General features: G+C 43.6%; 15 protein-coding genes. 8 read left to right on the top strand and 7 right to left on the bottom strand.

Annotation, left to right across the window (positions count from 1 at the left end; genetic code table 11):
• Window positions 1–52 precede the first annotated feature (52 nt).
• Window positions 53–2047 carry a serine hydrolase gene (locus tag ACWGXJ_RS24875; protein ID WP_452567814.1) on the bottom strand — a complete coding sequence of 665 codons (1995 nt, stop codon included), beginning with the start codon at window positions 2045–2047 and terminating at the stop codon, window positions 53–55.
• A 219-nt stretch (window positions 2048–2266) separates the two neighbouring features.
• Window positions 2267–3355 carry a substrate-binding domain-containing protein gene (locus tag ACWGXJ_RS24870; RefSeq protein WP_452567813.1) on the bottom strand — a complete coding sequence of 363 codons (1089 nt, stop codon included), beginning with the start codon at window positions 3353–3355 and terminating at the stop codon, window positions 2267–2269.
• 361 nt (window positions 3356–3716) lie between these two features.
• Between ACWGXJ_RS24870 and ACWGXJ_RS24865 the strand changes: the two genes are divergently transcribed.
• From ACWGXJ_RS24865 to ACWGXJ_RS24835, 7 genes are all read left to right on the top strand, one after another.
• The gene (locus ACWGXJ_RS24865) at window positions 3717–5330 is read left to right on the top strand and encodes a xylulokinase (RefSeq protein WP_452567812.1); all 1614 of its coding nucleotides are present in this window, start codon (window positions 3717–3719) and stop codon (window positions 5328–5330) included.
• A 1-nt stretch (window position 5331) separates the two neighbouring features.
• The gene (locus ACWGXJ_RS24860; RefSeq protein ID WP_068939259.1) at window positions 5332–6027 is read left to right on the top strand and encodes an L-ribulose-5-phosphate 4-epimerase; all 696 of its coding nucleotides are present in this window, start codon (window positions 5332–5334) and stop codon (window positions 6025–6027) included.
• 34 nt (window positions 6028–6061) lie between these two features.
• The gene (gene araA / locus ACWGXJ_RS24855) at window positions 6062–7486 is read left to right on the top strand and encodes an L-arabinose isomerase (protein ID WP_322171966.1); all 1425 of its coding nucleotides are present in this window, start codon (window positions 6062–6064) and stop codon (window positions 7484–7486) included.
• A 121-nt stretch (window positions 7487–7607) separates the two neighbouring features.
• Window positions 7608–8687: a CHAP domain-containing protein gene (locus ACWGXJ_RS24850; protein WP_452567811.1), complete on the top strand. Its 1080-nt coding sequence runs from the start codon at window positions 7608–7610 to the stop codon at window positions 8685–8687.
• Between the two features lie 72 nt (window positions 8688–8759).
• Window positions 8760–9623, top strand: coding sequence for a hypothetical protein (locus ACWGXJ_RS24845; protein WP_452567810.1), 864 nt, complete (start codon window positions 8760–8762; stop codon window positions 9621–9623).
• Window positions 9624–9998: 375 nt separating this feature from the next.
• Window positions 9999–11498 carry a malate:quinone oxidoreductase gene (locus tag ACWGXJ_RS24840; RefSeq protein WP_452567809.1) on the top strand — a complete coding sequence of 500 codons (1500 nt, stop codon included), beginning with the start codon at window positions 9999–10001 and terminating at the stop codon, window positions 11496–11498.
• A 293-nt stretch (window positions 11499–11791) separates the two neighbouring features.
• Entirely contained in the window at window positions 11792–11932 is a 141-nt protein-coding gene (locus tag ACWGXJ_RS24835; protein ID WP_231109433.1) for a Rossmann-fold NAD(P)-binding domain-containing protein, read from the top strand.
• A gap of 60 nt (window positions 11933–11992) precedes the next feature.
• Here ACWGXJ_RS24835 and ACWGXJ_RS24830 read toward each other — a convergent pair whose 3' ends face one another.
• Window positions 11993–12739 carry an SDR family oxidoreductase gene (locus ACWGXJ_RS24830; RefSeq protein ID WP_061829749.1) on the bottom strand — a complete coding sequence of 249 codons (747 nt, stop codon included), beginning with the start codon at window positions 12737–12739 and terminating at the stop codon, window positions 11993–11995.
• A 185-nt stretch (window positions 12740–12924) separates the two neighbouring features.
• Here ACWGXJ_RS24830 and ACWGXJ_RS24825 point away from each other — a divergent pair, with 185 nt between their 5' ends.
• Window positions 12925–13848 (top strand): AraC family transcriptional regulator N-terminal domain-containing protein, encoded by a 924-nt coding sequence (locus ACWGXJ_RS24825; RefSeq protein ID WP_452567808.1) that lies wholly within the window; start codon window positions 12925–12927, stop codon window positions 13846–13848.
• Between the two features lie 69 nt (window positions 13849–13917).
• On the opposite strand, the gene ACWGXJ_RS24820 is transcribed toward ACWGXJ_RS24825, so the two are convergent.
• Genes ACWGXJ_RS24820 through ACWGXJ_RS24805 form a run of 4 tightly spaced genes read right to left on the bottom strand, consistent with a single transcriptional unit; the run spans window position 13918 to window position 16252 of the window.
• Complete coding sequence (locus ACWGXJ_RS24820) at window positions 13918–14397, bottom strand: hypothetical protein (RefSeq protein WP_452567807.1); 480 nt, start codon at window positions 14395–14397, stop codon at window positions 13918–13920.
• On the bottom strand, window positions 14394–14606 hold the full coding sequence (locus ACWGXJ_RS24815) for a hypothetical protein (RefSeq protein ID WP_452567806.1): 213 nt from the start codon (window positions 14604–14606) through the stop codon (window positions 14394–14396). Before ACWGXJ_RS24815 ends, ACWGXJ_RS24820 begins: the two co-directional genes overlap by 4 nt.
• Window positions 14607–14633: 27 nt before the next feature.
• Window positions 14634–15701: a DUF4367 domain-containing protein gene (locus tag ACWGXJ_RS24810; protein WP_452567805.1), complete on the bottom strand. Its 1068-nt coding sequence runs from the start codon at window positions 15699–15701 to the stop codon at window positions 14634–14636.
• Window positions 15662–16252 (bottom strand): RNA polymerase sigma factor, encoded by a 591-nt coding sequence (locus tag ACWGXJ_RS24805; protein ID WP_452567804.1) that lies wholly within the window; start codon window positions 16250–16252, stop codon window positions 15662–15664. The genes ACWGXJ_RS24810 and ACWGXJ_RS24805 overlap by 40 nt, the downstream gene beginning before the upstream one ends.
• Window positions 16253–16446: the final 194 nt, after the last annotated feature.

Below are 16446 nucleotides of genomic sequence, written 5' to 3'. Positions count from 1 at the left end.
GAAACCTTATATAAAGTATCATTATCTTACTTTTTCCGGTTAACCTTTTGAATTAGTGACTGATTGGCAACGTATAGTAATTAAATGCTTGATCCAACAAGGCACTGGCTTCTTGACGCTTCAAAAGCTGTTTGGAGCGGAAATCTATGGAGCCGTCTGAATTGATCTTGGTATCCGGGTCCATGATACCTTGGGAAACAAGAGCTGTGACTGCTTTAACTGCCCAAGCATCCGTTTCGCCACTCCATTTAACCTTAGTTCCAGGCTCAACCTGTTTCAGGTTCTGGATCATTACCGCCGCCATTTGTCTAGTGATAGGAGAATTAGGCTGATAATTACGTAGTCCGGCCATCATCTGCTTCTTATTCGGTTCAATCATGAAAGGTTGCTTATACCACCCATGGGCGCGCAGCAGCACTTCTGAGAATTCTCCCTGAGTCATCGTTCCTTTCGGATCGAAGAGGTTGGCTGACTTTCCGCTCATGACTTTCAAAGCATTAAGGTTGTTTATATATGAAATATATTTACTACCCGCAGGTACATCAGAAAATGGTGAATCAATGTTTATTTTTTGCGCATAAGCAACGAGATCTGGGAGCTGCATGTAATACAAATATGCAATATGGCCTGCTTCATTTTTATTAAACGTCAATTTATTACCTGATTCATCTTCAAATAATAAAGGGTGGATCATTTTTAGTGTATGTTTGCCTGATGTTCCTGTCTCCATTATTAATTTCCCGTCCGAATACGAAACCTTCGTCCTTAAGGCAGCGATACGCGTGTTTTGGTATAATCCCACGTAGTCTTGAGCCTGCTGCTCACTTATTTTTGCGTAGGTTGACTTTGGAACTTCTGATTTTCTCGGATAATAATGGTTCATAAATTCCTCATACACGTCAAGACTCATCATGGAGTCGTTATTGTAGGACATGTACATCGCTGTATTCTTCTCAGGCAGAATAACAATCAAGGAAGAATGCCCTGTAACATTTCCTCCTTTTAGAATCACATGCTGATTATTCATCTTCTCTTTGAAGTAGCCTTCGAATCCAATTGTTGTAACCGGGAACTCCTTGTCAGGGAATAATTGGTATGTGTGCATTTGCTCTATGCTCTTTGGACTCACCACTTCTTTACCTTTGTACTTGCCTTTGTTCAGGTGCATCATGAGGTACTTCGCCATGTCATCTGCTGTTGAAACCATACCGCCTTCAGGTTTTTCCGTTGGTTTAAACCCGTCCAAGGGTATCAATTCACCTGTTGGTCCATAGTGAGCAGCCATTCTGCTTAACAATTGGGGGGTAAACCGCACATTCGTCGAAGTCATGCCTAACGGTTTGAAAATATTCTTTTCCATGTATCGGGAATATGACATGCCCGTTACGTTTGCTACTGCATATCCCGCTAGCATGAAACCAAAATTGTCATAAGTGTACGCTTCTCCTGGAGGCCTGACAACAGTTGGCATATTTGATGCAATGTATTTCTTCATTGGAAAATATTTGTCCGCGTATTCTGGATGCATTTCCATGAGAATATCTGGTTCATCAAATCCACTTGAATATGTAAGTAGATCAAACATCGTCAGTTTTTTTCCTGTTTTATTCGGAACCTTTATTCCTCCTAAATACTCTTGGATATCGTGTTTTAAATCCATTTTCCCCTTATCGACCAACTGCATAGCTGCCAATGCAGTGAATGACTTTGTAACAGAGCCGATTTGGAAAACGGTATTTTTATCAACAGGAATTCTTTTTTCCCTGTCGGCATAACCGTAACCTTTGCTTAGCATCACTTTCCCACCCGTGACGACCACAAAATTAGAACCAACTGTATTAAACTTCTTCATCTTGTCCGCAAAAACACCATCTGCAAAAGCTTCTAGTTCCTTGGCATTTCGCGGCCCCTCCAAGCTAGCCTTTTCAGATGCAACTGGTGCGTTAACGGGTGCGGCAACTGACGCGCCGTTGGGTGCCATACAGGCGGTAGTTATCGTAGCAGATAACAGTAGAACCGCGAGATTGGTGTGAATCATTTTTTTCATGAATGATTTCTCCTTGAAATGTATTTTTGCCTCATAACGTCCGGCAAAACCAAGTATGGCAAAGGACTTGTCATACCAACAAGTTACATTTCGTCACCCACCATACCAGTCACTCCAAAGTGTGTCATATGACAATTAGGCACTAGGTGCCTAGTGTTCCATGGTAATATCGTTTTTGGGTGTGTCCATTTGATTGTTTACAATGAATGTTGGACCCCTTCACTTCAGTTTCTTCTTTACCGTCTCTCCTTCAATTAACACAGGTTGATAATAGGTGTGGTTGCGTAGGTCCTTCTTTCCTTGCAGTTTCTTAATAACCCAATCGGCGGCATCACGTCCCATTTGTTCCTGTGGGTGTGTTAATGTCGTTAGTTTGATGTTTGCATTCTTGGAAATATAGGAATTATCTTGACCAATAATGGATATGTCTTCAGGAACAGATATACCAAGTTGTCTGCATACATGTACAACTTCTAATCCTACCTCGTCGTTATAGCAGACAATTGCGGATAACCCGTCTCTTTGTTCGGTTAGGAATTTTTTTAAGTTGGTGGACAGGTCTTGCTTCGTCTCTGTATAGAATGAGAGCACTTGCTCTGGGTAAAACCGTAATTTGGCTTCTCCAAGCGCCTTGATATAGCCCTTCATTCGATGCTTTCCTTGTAAATCGTCCATTTTGGCAATGATACCAATGTGTGTGTGTCCGTTAGCAATCAATTCTTTTGTTGCCAGATAGCTGGATTGTACGTCATCGAGACAAAAGAATGGAACCTCCAACTCTTCATAATAAGCATTAATCATGATGAACGGAACCTCCTGCTCCTTGAACGTCAGATAGTAAGAGATATTGGGATTATATAGATTGCTCTTCGTAGGCTCAATGATCAAGCCATCCACACCAAAGGACAACATCATCTCCAAAGCTTTCTTTTCCTGTGCGACATCATTATTTGTACTAGCTAATAGCAATGAATAATTATCTTCATTTAATCTGGCTTCAATCCCGCGAATAATAGAAGGGAAGATGTAATCGGAAATGTAGGTTGTGATGACTCCGATGGTTTTATTACTGGAATTCCCGCTGTTTTTTGATCGGAATTGGTTGCTGACATAAGTGCCCGATCCTTTTTCACTTCTTAAAAAACCCTCGTTGGATAGTTCTAAAATTGCCTTACGTACCGTCTGGCGGCTAACTTTATACATATCCTGCAAAGCCGATTCCGTTGGAATTTGTTCTCCTACGCTGTATGCTCCTGATAGAATGTTGCTCTTTATATCCTCAAGGATGACCTGATACTTTGGTTTCACTTTATTCCTTCTTTCCTGGTTGTCCTAATACTAATTTACCTACCCATAATATTTGTATGTACATATCTTAGCATAATTATGAACTATTATAATCCATAGCCTAACATGTATAAATACTGAAGGCCAAGTGGGACAAGTTGTACCCGAAGGAGATGCGGTCCTGGGAGGAACAACTTTCTCCTCGGTCAACGGCTCGCTGTAGCACTAATAATCGGTTCATGAGAATATTTGTAGGTATAACTATGTATTCACGTTGACAAATGTACGAACAAAAAATATACTAAGGTTGTAAATTAAAGAAAGCGCCTTCTTTCAATTATTGCGATTATAACAGTTGTTCAGAGAGAGGAGTAACGTGAGCATGGATCAAGACATTAAACAAGCGATTACTAAGGGAGAAACCTCACTTGGTATCGAATTTGGATCCACACGTATCAAGGCAGTGCTGATTGATCATCATTTTGAAACCATCGCATCTGGAAGCTATGAGTGGGAAAATCTCTTGGTGGACGGCTATTGGACGTACAACTTAGAGAGTATTATTACGGGTCTGCAAGAGGCTTATAGTGAAATGAAGCAAGAGGTTGAACGAAAATATGGGATTACCCTTCGTACCGTTGGTTCTATAGGATTCTCTGCAATGATGCACGGCTATATGGCTTTTGACAGCAAGGGCGAGTTGCTTGTTCCGTTCCGGACTTGGCGGAATGCGACAACCAGTGCCGCAGCAAAAGTTTTAACTGATAAATTCCAATTCAACATTCCTGAGCGATGGAGTATTGCTCACCTGTATCAAGCTATATTGAACGAAGAGCAACATGTCCCTCAGATTGATTTTATGACGACGTTAGCTGGATATATTCACTGGCTGCTGACTGGCAATAAGGCTATTGGCGTCGGGGATGCTTCGGGCATATTCCCAATTGATGAGACTACACATGATTATAACCAATCGATGGTTAAGCAGTTCGATGAACTCATTGCAGCCAAAGGTTACGATTGGAAGCTAGAAGGAATTCTCCCTAAAGTTTATATTTCAGGCGAGCAGGCAGGTGTACTAACCGTCGCGGGAGCTAAAATCTTAGATAAATCCGAAGATTTACAACCAGGTATTCCGCTTTGTCCTCCAGAAGGTGATGCGGGAACAGGGATGGTCGCTACGAATAGTGTGAGAAAACGGACTGGCAACGTCTCTGTGGGAACCTCGGTTTTTGCCATGCTTGTATTAGAGAAGGACCTTTCAGCGGTATATCCGGAAATTGATCTGGTGACTACACCGAATGGTAATCCGGTCGGAATGGTTCATGCCAACAACTGTTCAAGTGATATCAATGCTTGGCTGGGATTGTTCCGTGAATTCTCTGAGGCAATGGGGCAAAAGGCGGATCCGAATCAATTGTTCAGTGTGCTGCTGAACAAGGCTTTGGAAGCAGATCCAGATGGCGGCGGTTTACTCAGCTATGGCTATTTGTCAGGGGAGAATATCACCGGAATAGAGAAAGGCCGGCCATTGTTTGTCCGCTCTCCTGAAAGCCGTTTCAATTTGGCCAATTTTATGCGGACTCATCTTTTCACTGCGTTTGCTGCTTTGAAAATCGGAATGGATATTTTGACAAAGAAAGAAAATGTCGCAATTGACAGCATTCTGGCTCACGGTGGTTTATTTAAAACCCCTATCGTCGGACAAAAAATTGTTGCGGCTGCCATGAATGTCCCGGTATCAGTGATGTCAACAGCCGGAGAAGGCGGGGCGTGGGGGATTGCTATTCTGGCTTCTTACATGATGAACAAGGATCAACAAGAAAGTCTGGAAGACTTCCTCGACCAAAAAGTATTTAGAGATGCTGAGGGGCAAGAAATTTCTCCCGACAGTTCCGACGTTAAGGGATTTGAAGCATTCATGGAACGCTACACACAAGGCCTGGCGATTGAACAGGCTGCTGTAGATAATCTAGTGGAAAACTGGAGGAATTGACGTGTTAGAGCAACTGAAAGAAGAAGTATATCAAGCCAATCTGGATTTGCCTAAACATGGACTCGTGAAATACACCTGGGGTAACGTAAGCGCTGTTGATCGTGAGAGCCGCTTATTCGTTATCAAACCAAGTGGTGTTAGTTATGACACGATGAAACCTAGCGATATGGTGGTTGTTGATTTTGATGGCAATGTTGTTGAAGGAGAAATGAGACCTTCATCAGATACACCGACTCACGCCGTACTTTATAAGCATTATGCAGAGATCGGCGGTATTGTACACACGCATTCGACTTGGGCGACCATTTGGGCTCAAGCAGGCTTGGATGTACCTGTAATGGGGACTACTCATGCAGACACCTTCTATGGTTCTGTTCCTTGTGCCCGTTTCTTGACACAAGAGGAGATTGATCGTGGTTACGAAGCGGAAACCGGCCGTGTCATCATCGAAACTTTTGAGCAGCGCGGGCTGGATATTTTAGCAGTGCCGGGTGTTCTGCTTAAGGGTCATGCTCCCTTCACTTGGGGCAAAGATGCAAAATCGGCAGTCATGAATAGCGTCGTGTTGGAAGAAGTTTCGAAAATGAATTTATTCGCACGAGAATTGAATCATTTTGCTGAAGAATTGCCGCAGCGCATTCTAGATAAACACTATTTACGCAAACATGGGAAAGACGCGTACTACGGGCAAAAGTAATATAAATTAAAAAATTAAGAAAAGAGGATGAATGATGTCAACAGTAGGTACAAAACAGTTCTGGTTTGTCGTAGGTTCACAACATCTGTATGGAGAAGAAGCATTAGCAGAAGTTAAAGCACACGCACAAGAAATGACCGATGCCTTAAATAAGAGTGGCGTTCTGCCTTATCCGCTTGTATTGCAGGATCTGGCGGTTAGTGCAGACAAAATCACCAATCTCATGAAAGAAGTCAACTATCGTGACGAGGTTGCGGGTGTCATCACTTGGATGCATACCTTCTCGCCTGCAAAAATGTGGATTCGTGGTACTAAATTGCTGCAAAAGCCGCTACTTCATTTGGCTACACAGTATAATGAAAGCATTCCTTGGGCTACGATTGATATGGACTTCATGAACCTCAATCAGGCAGCTCATGGTGACCGTGAATATGGATTTATCAATGCTCGCCTGAAGAAACAGAATAAAGTGGTCGTAGGTTACTGGGAACGTGCAGAAGTGCAAAAGCAAATCGCAGAGTGGATGGATGTAGCGGTTGCTTATAACGAAAGCTTCAATATCAAAGTTGCCCGCTTTGGCGACAACATGCGTAACGTTGGCGTTACGGAAGGTGATAAGGTTGAAGCTCAAATTCAATTTGGATGGACCGTTGACTACTTCGGAATTGGCGACCTTGTTCAGTACGTCAATGCTGTGAAAGAAGAAGAGATTGATGCTTTGTTCGCGGAATACTCCGAACTCTATGAATTTGATTATGGTACTTATAGCAAGGAAGCTTGGGAAGCCAGCGTAAGAGTGCAAGCAAGCTATGAAATTGCCCTTAAACGGTTCCTGGATCATGGCGGCTATGCTGCCTTCACTACGAACTTCGAAGACCTCTATGGTATGAAACAGCTTCCTGGTCTTGCCGTTCAACGTTTGATGGCACAAGGATACGGCTTCGCCGGTGAAGGAGATTGGAAGACTGCAGCGCTCGATCGTCTGCTTAAAGTAATGAGCCATAACCAATCCACTGGCTTTATGGAAGACTACACCTATGAATTAGCGGCTGGTCAGGAATCGATCCTTCAATCCCATATGCTTGAAGTTGACCCAACGTTGGCAAGCAACAAGCCTAAAATCATCGTTTCTCCGTTAGGTATCGGCGATCGTGAAGATCCAGCTCGTCTGGTGTTTGACGGCAAGGCAGGAGACGGTGTAGTTGTTTCCATGGCTGACTTTGGCACGCATTATAAACTGTTGATCAATGAGGTTACTGCATTTGAACCGACAGTTCCTGCTCCAAATCTTCCAGTGGCCCGTGTACTGTGGAATGTGAAGCCAAACTTCCAAGATGGGGTTAAAGCATGGATTGAGAACGGCGGCGGTCACCATACCGTGGTTTCCTTGAATCTAACCACAGACCAAATTGTTACTTATGCAAAACTGGTTAACCTGGAATACGTAATTATTAAGTAACTAGAAGATAGTCATCTACTAAAAGCATTGGGTCAGTCCTCAGGACCCAGTGCTTTTTATTGGTTTTCTAAGGATGTCGAGATAAGGGAAGTTGAAGTGGGCAGGGTAGGGAGGCGAAAGTTTGATTCATGAGAGTAAGTTTAAGCGGCTTGAAAGTGTTCGTGATCTTGTTCATGAAATGCTTGTTACTACAGAGAATAATTCCATGAAACAGGAGGCTTGGGCTCATCTTTTCGGAGTATCCAATTTTGCTTCAATGCTTGCTATGAGAAGAGGACAAGATGTGGAGATCGCTGCAATCGCGGGGGTGCTCCACGGTTTTTATTTCTATAAAACCGGAATTAAGGACTTCCCTGGTCCCAACAGTGCAGATGCTGTAAGACCTATACTACGTAACACCCAACTTTTTACCGACGAAGAGCAGCTTGTCATTCTCCGCTCGATCTTTTATCAAGGAGACAGACATCAAGGACATGGACCATACGAAGAAATAATTAAAGATGCTATTTTATTGCAGATGTACTTACAGAATGCAGGTAACCATTCATTTAAGACGGATATACGTAGACTGCAAAATGTGCTTGTTGAATTGGGGATTCCGGTGGAGCTTGTAGAAGTGGAATTCAACGCAGATACGGAAACGAAAAACAGTAACGCTGAAGACAGACGTCTTATGCTGGCTGATTTTGCAGAAACGTTTGCAGGGCAAAACATTGTTGGCGTCCCGGAAGATGAACGTTATCGGGAAATTTGCAAGTATTGGCCGGACTCTGATATTTATAAAGTACTGGAAGGCAATTGGTGCGCTGCGTTTATATACTACTGTTGTATGCAAGTTGGAATTCTACTGCCCATCCGGTATCCGAACTGTATGTATCGATTAGCTGGGGTTGGTGCGTGGTTGGATTGGGCCCAGCTGCCTGAAACAGGATTTTTTTATCACGATAAGCAAGATGGATTTAAGCCAGCACGTGGTGATATTGTGGTTTATGAGAAGCTTCTATCGGATGATTCCCACGATCATATCGGAATTGTTTTAGGTTGTGATGACAACCAGATTTTGGTTGCAGAAGGTAACAAAGACAATAAGAACTACTCCAGTGTTTTATACAGGGATAGAGGTCATTGTATTCTCGGATATATCCGTATAGACAACGGCTATTATTTTCATTTCAGTGGGCAATATACGCCGATCCGTTAAATATAATAGGCGATATAACGATACAATTGGATTCTCCTTAAGGTAATCATTTAATTCTAAGGATGTGATACTATGGCCAATTTACCAGCTACGAAAACGAAACTGGTTATCGTTGAAGGTATACCTGGCTCTGGCAAATCCACATTATCTAGACACATACATGACATGTTAAACACACATCAAATAGAATCGGAACTATTTTTAGAAGGGAACTTACGACATCCCGCTGATTATGAATCGGTTGCATGTATGCCGAACGAAGAACTTGATCGGCTCCGATCTATCTATTCTGAGGTGTTTCATTACATTGATCCGTTTGTATCTGTGAATGGCAACGACTCTTTAATCGCATATGCACTTGCGCAGCAATCAGCTCCAAATGGAATCCCTTCTAGTTTATATGAGGAAATCCGGCGTTATGAAATTTACGATGGAGTACCCGTAGAAAAGCACTGCGAGTTGATGATTCAACGTTGGAAGTCTTTTGTTAAAGATCAGCGAGAAAAAGAAAAGTTGATAATAATCGAATGCTGTTTTTTACAGAACCCAGGGTGTGCATTACTTGCCCGGCATGATGCTGGAGAAGATCGTTTTACTCAGCATATATTACAGATTGCGGAGCAAATTCAGGAGTTAAACCCAATTTTGTTCTATTTGAAGCAACCGAATGTGCATGAGACGATTGAGCGAGTTAAAACAATGAGATCTCAAGAATGGTTAGATTTCGCGATTTGGTACCATACCGAGCAAGATTATGGAAAGAACAAGGGGCTTTACGGATATGAGGGATATATTCAGTTCCTTGAACATCGACGAGAGCTAGAATTACAAATTATTGAGCAACTTCCTTTTCAATCGTTTATTATGGATAACTCCGATTATGATTGGGGGAATCAACAACAGACCGTTTCGAATATCATAATGAAGTATTTATAAGGGCCTATCCCGGAAAGACATATTTTACCGAGTTATTCATATACATGGACTGTTGATTCAATCATTGGAAATTCGTACTCTAGATCATTTGCTTCTAAACGCTTTTTTGGTGTCTGTTAATACTGCTAGTAAGTGAAGCCCAAATAATACAGCGTGTTGAGATCCATTCTTATTATTTCTGCAAAGAAAATTCTCACTTTTTAGCAGAAATGATTTATAATTATCAGATAATAGATAATATAATTTTTAAAAGATTATATTTTAGTTATAATAGAGACAGAAAAGATATGTTCCTGAGTGGAGCCTTGCTTCTTGTATCACCTAAGCAGGAGGGCCTGCTCTTTTTTGCAAATATAAGAGATAAGGAAGGTTTTTATGAATAGCATTCAGAAAAATACAGACGTTATCTTAATTGGTGCCGGAGTCATGAGCGCGACTCTGGGATCATTGCTGAAAGAGTTAGCACCAGAATGGGAAATCAAAGTGTTTGAGAAACTCGCAAACGCGGGAGAAGAAAGCTCTAACGAATGGAATAATGCAGGTACAGGCCATGCTGCACTGTGCGAACTGAACTATACATCCGAGAAAGCTGACGGATCTATAGATATTCGTAAAGCTGTAGACATTAATGAGCAGTTTCAGCTTTCAAGACAGTTTTGGTCTTTTCTTGTAAACAGCAATTTGATTCGTAATCCACAGGACTTTATCAAACCAATACCTCATATGAGTTTGGTAACAGGAGAGAAAAATGTATCTTTTTTGAAAAAAAGGTTTAAAGCGCTTTCAACTATTTCTCTGTTTCAAGGCATGGAATTTTCCGACGACCCTGAAAAGCTGAAGGAATGGATTCCGCTGATTATGGAAGGCCGTACATTGAATGAACCCATCGCGGCAACCAAAATCGACTCTGGAACAGATGTCAACTTTGGTGCTTTAACACGCATGTTGTTTGAGCATTTAAAAAGTAAAAACGTCGAGATTAATTACAAACATAGTGTAAAGGATATTAAACGTGTGAGCGACGGCTCGTGGAAGGTCAAGGTCCATAATCTGGATAACGGTAAAATCGAACACCATAATGCCAAATTTGTCTTTATCGGTGGTGGGGGTGGAAGTCTACCTTTGCTACAAAGAACCGGTATTCCTGAGTCCAAATATATCGGGGGATTCCCGGTAAGTGGACTATTTATGGTATGTAACAATCCTAAGGTTGTCGCCCAGCATCATGCAAAAGTATATGGTAAAGCTAAGGTTGGTGCTCCTCCCATGTCTGTTCCGCATCTGGATACAAGATATATCGGTAACCAAAAAGCACTGCTATTTGGACCGTTTGCCGGCTTCTCACCGAAATTCTTGAAAACGGGCTCAAATTTGGATTTGATCGGTTCTGTAAAACCTAATAATCTCATCACGATGTTGGCCGCAGGCGCAAAAGAGATGGCATTGACCAAATATCTGATCCAGCAAGTGATGTTATCGAATGAAAAGCGTCTGGAAGAATTACGCGAGTTTATTCCGAACGCCAAAATCGAGGACTGGGGGATCGTGGTAGCAGGCCAACGTGTGCAGGTGATCAAAGATACGGAGGGTGGAAAAGGAACACTTCAATTTGGTACGGAAGTGGTTAGTGCCGCTGATGGTTCGGTAGCTGCCCTGCTCGGCGCTTCTCCGGGTGCTTCTACTGCTGTTCACGTTATGCTGGAAGTATTGGAAAAATGCTTCCCACAACATATGGAAGAGTGGGAACCAAAAATCAAAGAGATGATTCCTTCTTATGGGGTGTCACTAGCGGAAAACCCAGAGCTTTACCAAGAAATTTACGATTCCACAACGGAGGTGCTGGGTCTGGGCGAAAAAGAACCGCTTCATCGTTAATTTTGCATGGCTGGTAACTGGATCATCCCACTACTTTTTAATAATATGTACAGTAATCTTACGATATATTTTAAAGTCGAATAAGCAACAACACTAAGCGGTGGGAAGGAAGTCCTCACCGCTAAAATGCTTGCTTAACAATACAAAATTTTGTAATCCTTGGGGTGGGAATAATTACTTAACGACCGTTCCCAATATGATAGGATGAAGCCAGACAGAAAAGAAAGCAGCACTATAGGCTCTATTCAGTTCCAGTTGTCCAATGAACTGGTGCAGCGGATTGCTACCCCGGCTTGGTTAAAACGCAGATGGGCGGGGAAAAGGCAGAGCTGTCGGTGGAGGATGGAGCGAAAACGGCGGTCCGACTGGCGACCCTCTCGGAGGATGGTCCAACGGGCGGATTCTATTACATGGATGAACAGCTTCCATGGTAAAGCTTTATGCTAAATAGATAGGGACGCACTCACAAGAGGAGGTGCCCCTATCTATTTATATTACATTTGTGCGGTTGGACGGATTACGATTTCGTTCACATCAATATCGGCCGGTTGTTCAATTGCGAATCCAATTGCACGGGCTATCGCGTCAGGTGTCATGGCTAGTTTATCCCGAATGGCAGCGAGTTGATCTCTCAATGCTGGATTGGTCATCCCCTCTGTGAAATTTGTCTGCACAATACCAGGCGAAATGATGGTCACGCGCAGCTTGTCGCCAGCCTCCTGGCGCAATCCCTCTGAGATGGCGCGCACGGCGAACTTCGTACCGGAGTAGACCGACTGGTTCGGCACAGTCTTATGTCCTGCTACAGAAGCGATGTTCACGAAATGTCCGGAACCCTGCTTGCGAAAGATAGGCAACGCTGCGGCTATACCGTACAAAACGCCTTTAATGTTGACGTCAATCATATCCTCCCAGTCCTCGACACACAGATCTTCGAGAGGGGAAATAGGCATAACGCCAGCGTTGCTGACGAGAACATCCAGCTTCCCGTACCGTTCGCAAGCCAAATTAACGAGGTTGCACAGATCCTCGCGCCGTCTCACATCAGTGCGTGCATAAACAGCTTCGCCACCTCCATTGGAAATGCGTGTCGCCAGCGCTTCAAGGCGCTCGGCTCCGCGCGCTCCAAGCACAACTTTTGCCCCACGCTCGGCAAGCAAGAGTGCTGTTGCTTCTCCAATTCCGCTGCTTGCACCTGTAATCACGACGACTTTGTTCTCTATTCTTCCTTCCAAATGCATAGCCCAATCCTTCTTCCTTTGATCTATTTACCTTAGGCCCTCTGTTGGCCTTGCAAGTAAATTTTAAGTAGAATTCGATTGAGACAGGTAGACCGATCAAGTCCAATTCTTGCCTAATCCTATTCGGCGCGCATATAATTAGCACATCAATATTAGCGTTCAACGGAAAGGAAGGTGAAGCATGAATGATTTCGTCTCCTCCCCCCTCTGATATTTCTACGAATCTACAAGAACTGATTCATCTAATTCATCAACATGCGTCTTCGGATGGGACGTTTGTCTCGTCTGTGCCAGGACTTTATTTCAGACGTGCAAGCCATGTGTCCGAGCTGAATCATACGGTCCATATGCCCTCCCTGTACGTGGTTGCACAAGGCTCAAAGACAGCAATGCTGGCTGGAGAAAACTATGTGTACGATCCAACAACCTACATGGTCACATCAGTTCAACTTCCCGTAATTGGTAAAATAACTCAAGCCTCGTCGGAGCTTCCTTATCTAAGTCTTCAATTATCCATTAGTCCAGACGTCATCCTGGACATTATCAAGAAGAGTCCTCCTCAAGGTACCGTAAAGACTGGACGCGGCATACTAGTGAGCCAATTTGACCCTCTGCTGCTTGATGCGCTGCTTCGGCTTGTCAGACTTTCGGATACGCCTGCGGATATTCAGTTTCTTGCGCCGCTTATCACGCACGAGATCCTTTATCGTGTATTACAAGGTGAGCAGGGGGCTTTAATCAGGCAATTTGCCGTAGTTGGTAGCTATGCACATAGCATCTCCCAAGCGATCCATCTGATAACCCGCGATTACTCTAAGCCTCTTGTGATTGAACAATTGGCGAAGGAAGTAAACATGAGCCCTTCTTCCTTACACAAGCATTTTAAAAAGGTAACGGCTATAAGTCCTCTGCAGTATCAGAAGGCCATTCGACTGCAGACTGCACGCCGCTTGCTGCTCTCGGAGGGATTGGAAGCGGCCAATGCAGGCTTTCGCGTTGGCTATGAGAGCCCTTCGCAGTTCAGCCGAGAATATGGACGCATGTTTGGGCGTCCACCGATGAGTGATGTTAAACATTTGCGCAATTCCCTTAGTGTCTCAGTTGATTGAGAGATTCTTCGGGTGATCTGTGGAGGAGGCCCAGAGCAAGTTGTCTTTAGTCTGGTCAAAGAGGATATATCACACCAACGGAAGTTCGTCGAGCCGTTCGTAAATCAACAATCCTTTCTCTTTCGCAACCCTTACCATTTCATCGGCACCCTGAGAGGGTCCTCCAACCCGAAGCACGGCGTTACAGTAATCAAGCAGGCGAATGGAAGACGGGTGAAAGATTTTGTTAAAGGTCTCATCTCCCAGAGCAGTGGAACCGGCTGTCGCGATAAGGGGCAAAGCATACCACTCTCCCAGCACCGGCATGTGACCAGCCTCGTAAACTTGAAGAGCAATTTCGTTCATGTAGTTGACGTTCTTCTCGATTAATACATGATCATCATTCGTTCCAGATCGATAAGGGCCTGCGATAAGGATATGAAGCGGTTTCGATTTCACTTTCAAGAGGCCCTGGATCTGAGCGTATTGGAGCAGCATTATCGTCTTGGCGTCACGAATCTCGCCGCTTTCGACCATGTCTAGCGCTTGAGCAAACGGAAGTTCTATCACTTCAATGTTTTCCTGTTCCTCCTCAAGGCCACCACCGCACCCATTGTCATATCTTCACTATACTCGGCTACATAGAAGTGCAGGATTTCGGTAACGGAGCCCGGTGACATATAGACCTCGCCAACTTTCTGCACCCGGTCGATACGGTATCCCGTCGTGGAACATGCCGTAATAGTTTGTGAGGAAAAGGTATAAGGACTATTCTCCAAAAAGAGACCACCCTTAAAAAAGGATAGCTATTGCGGTGAACCGTTAAGCAAATCCTCGGCTATTTTTACCAGGTCTTCTTTGCTCAGCGGGCTGTCCTGGTTATCAGATATGTTGTAGTGTAACCGTCTTTTTTCATCAAGCCAGCCCAATCGGTTTTTTCCGGCCTCCAAGGGGTTGCTTGTTTTGCTTGCCCTGATGTAATAGGCCTTGGTTCCTTTGATCATCAGTTCCTCAGCCGAATCCTGTTCATTTTGCATCACGGTCGTCTTTGTGACTTCGGGAGCGTACTTGGTGACGGTGATGTTTACATAGTCATTTCCTCTTGCATACCGGGCAAAGGTGAAGTCTGACTTGTCCCAGCTCAGCTTTTGAATAAACAGATTTTCACCTTTCGGTGCGGCCTTGGCCTGTTGCATCAGTTTATCCGTTAAAGCCCGATATTCCTCTTTGTTCATCACCCCAGGATATGCAGCGACTGGATAGACGTATCCGAAATCAAATCGGTAGCCATTCGGCAGATGAGTAGGATTGTGGAATAGTGGGGCTTCTGTACGCTTGATTTCATCCTGCAGACTGCTGAAGCTAGAAAGTTCAGTCGGTTTGTATGCAAACAGGACAGGATTAGACGAATTTCTTGGATTCATAGAATCGTCCTTAACGTAATAGGCCGCATACTCTCCAGGCTGTAGACGGTCTCTCACCTTTTCGTTCCACTGTGTGTAGGTGGTTGTATACGTTTGGGAAGCGTCCGTTTCGGCAGGTGTTTTGGCGGTATTTAATACGACATCGCCTTTGCCGTTACGTAATTCCAGATATTGCGAAGCGGCGTACCCAGTCACAGAGGCGCCCAATACAAAAAGTAAGATCATAATAGGAGCGGTGATGCGCGGTTGAAGACGCATTTTTACGATGAGTCCCTTTTTGGGTTTCGCCTTTTGGTAGACCTGTTCCATCACTTTGTCAGAGACGTCAAAGGCTTGTATTTTTAAGGCGTTCTCTGGCTCCGTCAACATGTCCATATTTTTTAGGCCTTTGTCTTTCAGATCGGTGTATTTCAGACCTTGTTCCTGAGTTCTGTCTTGTAATTCACGCATTTTGGGTCCTCCTTTATGGGCTCCATCATTTTTTTGAGCTTTGTTTTTGTTCTGCCGTATTTTTTCTTGATAGCTTCCTCGCTTTTGTTCATAATTTCCCCGATTTCTCCAAACGATTTTTCTTCAAAAATGCGTAGCACCAGCAGGTTTCGTTCTTCTGCATTCAGTTGGCCCAATGCCCGGCTTAGCGGCTCACTGAAAAGCTGACGTTCCATAACCTGCGCGGCGCTGTCTGCGGTCATGTTAGTTGAGGTAAACAAATTAATTCTAAATTTGCGCTGTAGACTTTTCCTGCGAATCAGGTTCAAGCAGTGATGATAAGCCATTTTATACAGCCAGGAGGAGAAGCCCACTGTGGGCTTGTACATACTGATTTTCTCGAAAGCACTAACGAAAATATCCTGTACAGCCTCTTCCGCTTCCTGCTCACTTCCTAATATCCGCCAGCAGTACACAAAAATCTGACGCTGATACTCCTTTACAATGTAGGCGTAATCCTGGATCTCGCCAGCTTGGACCCGTTTAATTCTATATTCGATTTCCTCATTCAAAGATTTAGGCACCCCCTCTGATTAAAAAGAAAACTATATCTGTATAACAAATGAAGATGAACCAAAGGGACATCTTTTCTAAAATTTTTCAAGTATTAAATCAAGCCTCTAAGAGAATACGATAAAGCAGAACAATTATCACCAACGTTGTTGATTTCATAGAGCTTGGATTTTTATTGTGGAAATAAATAAAA

The organism is Paenibacillus sp. S33, assembly GCF_053615415.1.
Note: the sequence above shows the minus strand (reverse complement) of the source record. Positions and strands in the feature narration are given on the sequence as shown.

What these genes read in the sequence shown, in the direction of transcription:
- ACWGXJ_RS24875 (WP_452567814.1), bottom strand. Translation starts at nt 2,047, where the DNA reads ATGAAAAAAATGATTCACACCAATCTCGCGGTTCTACTGTTATCTGCT.
- ACWGXJ_RS24865 (WP_452567812.1), top strand. Translation starts at nt 3,717, where the DNA reads ATGGATCAAGACATTAAACAAGCGATTACTAAGGGAGAAACCTCACTT.
- araA (WP_322171966.1), top strand. Translation starts at nt 6,062, where the DNA reads ATGTCAACAGTAGGTACAAAACAGTTCTGGTTTGTCGTAGGTTCACAA.
- ACWGXJ_RS24845 (WP_452567810.1), top strand. Translation starts at nt 8,760, where the DNA reads ATGGCCAATTTACCAGCTACGAAAACGAAACTGGTTATCGTTGAAGGT.
- ACWGXJ_RS24840 (WP_452567809.1), top strand. Translation starts at nt 9,999, where the DNA reads ATGAATAGCATTCAGAAAAATACAGACGTTATCTTAATTGGTGCCGGA.
- ACWGXJ_RS24830 (WP_061829749.1), bottom strand. Translation starts at nt 12,739, where the DNA reads ATGCATTTGGAAGGAAGAATAGAGAACAAAGTCGTCGTGATTACAGGT.
- ACWGXJ_RS24825 (WP_452567808.1), top strand. Translation starts at nt 12,925, where the DNA reads ATGATTTCGTCTCCTCCCCCCTCTGATATTTCTACGAATCTACAAGAA.
- ACWGXJ_RS24810 (WP_452567805.1), bottom strand. Translation starts at nt 15,701, where the DNA reads ATGCGTGAATTACAAGACAGAACTCAGGAACAAGGTCTGAAATACACC.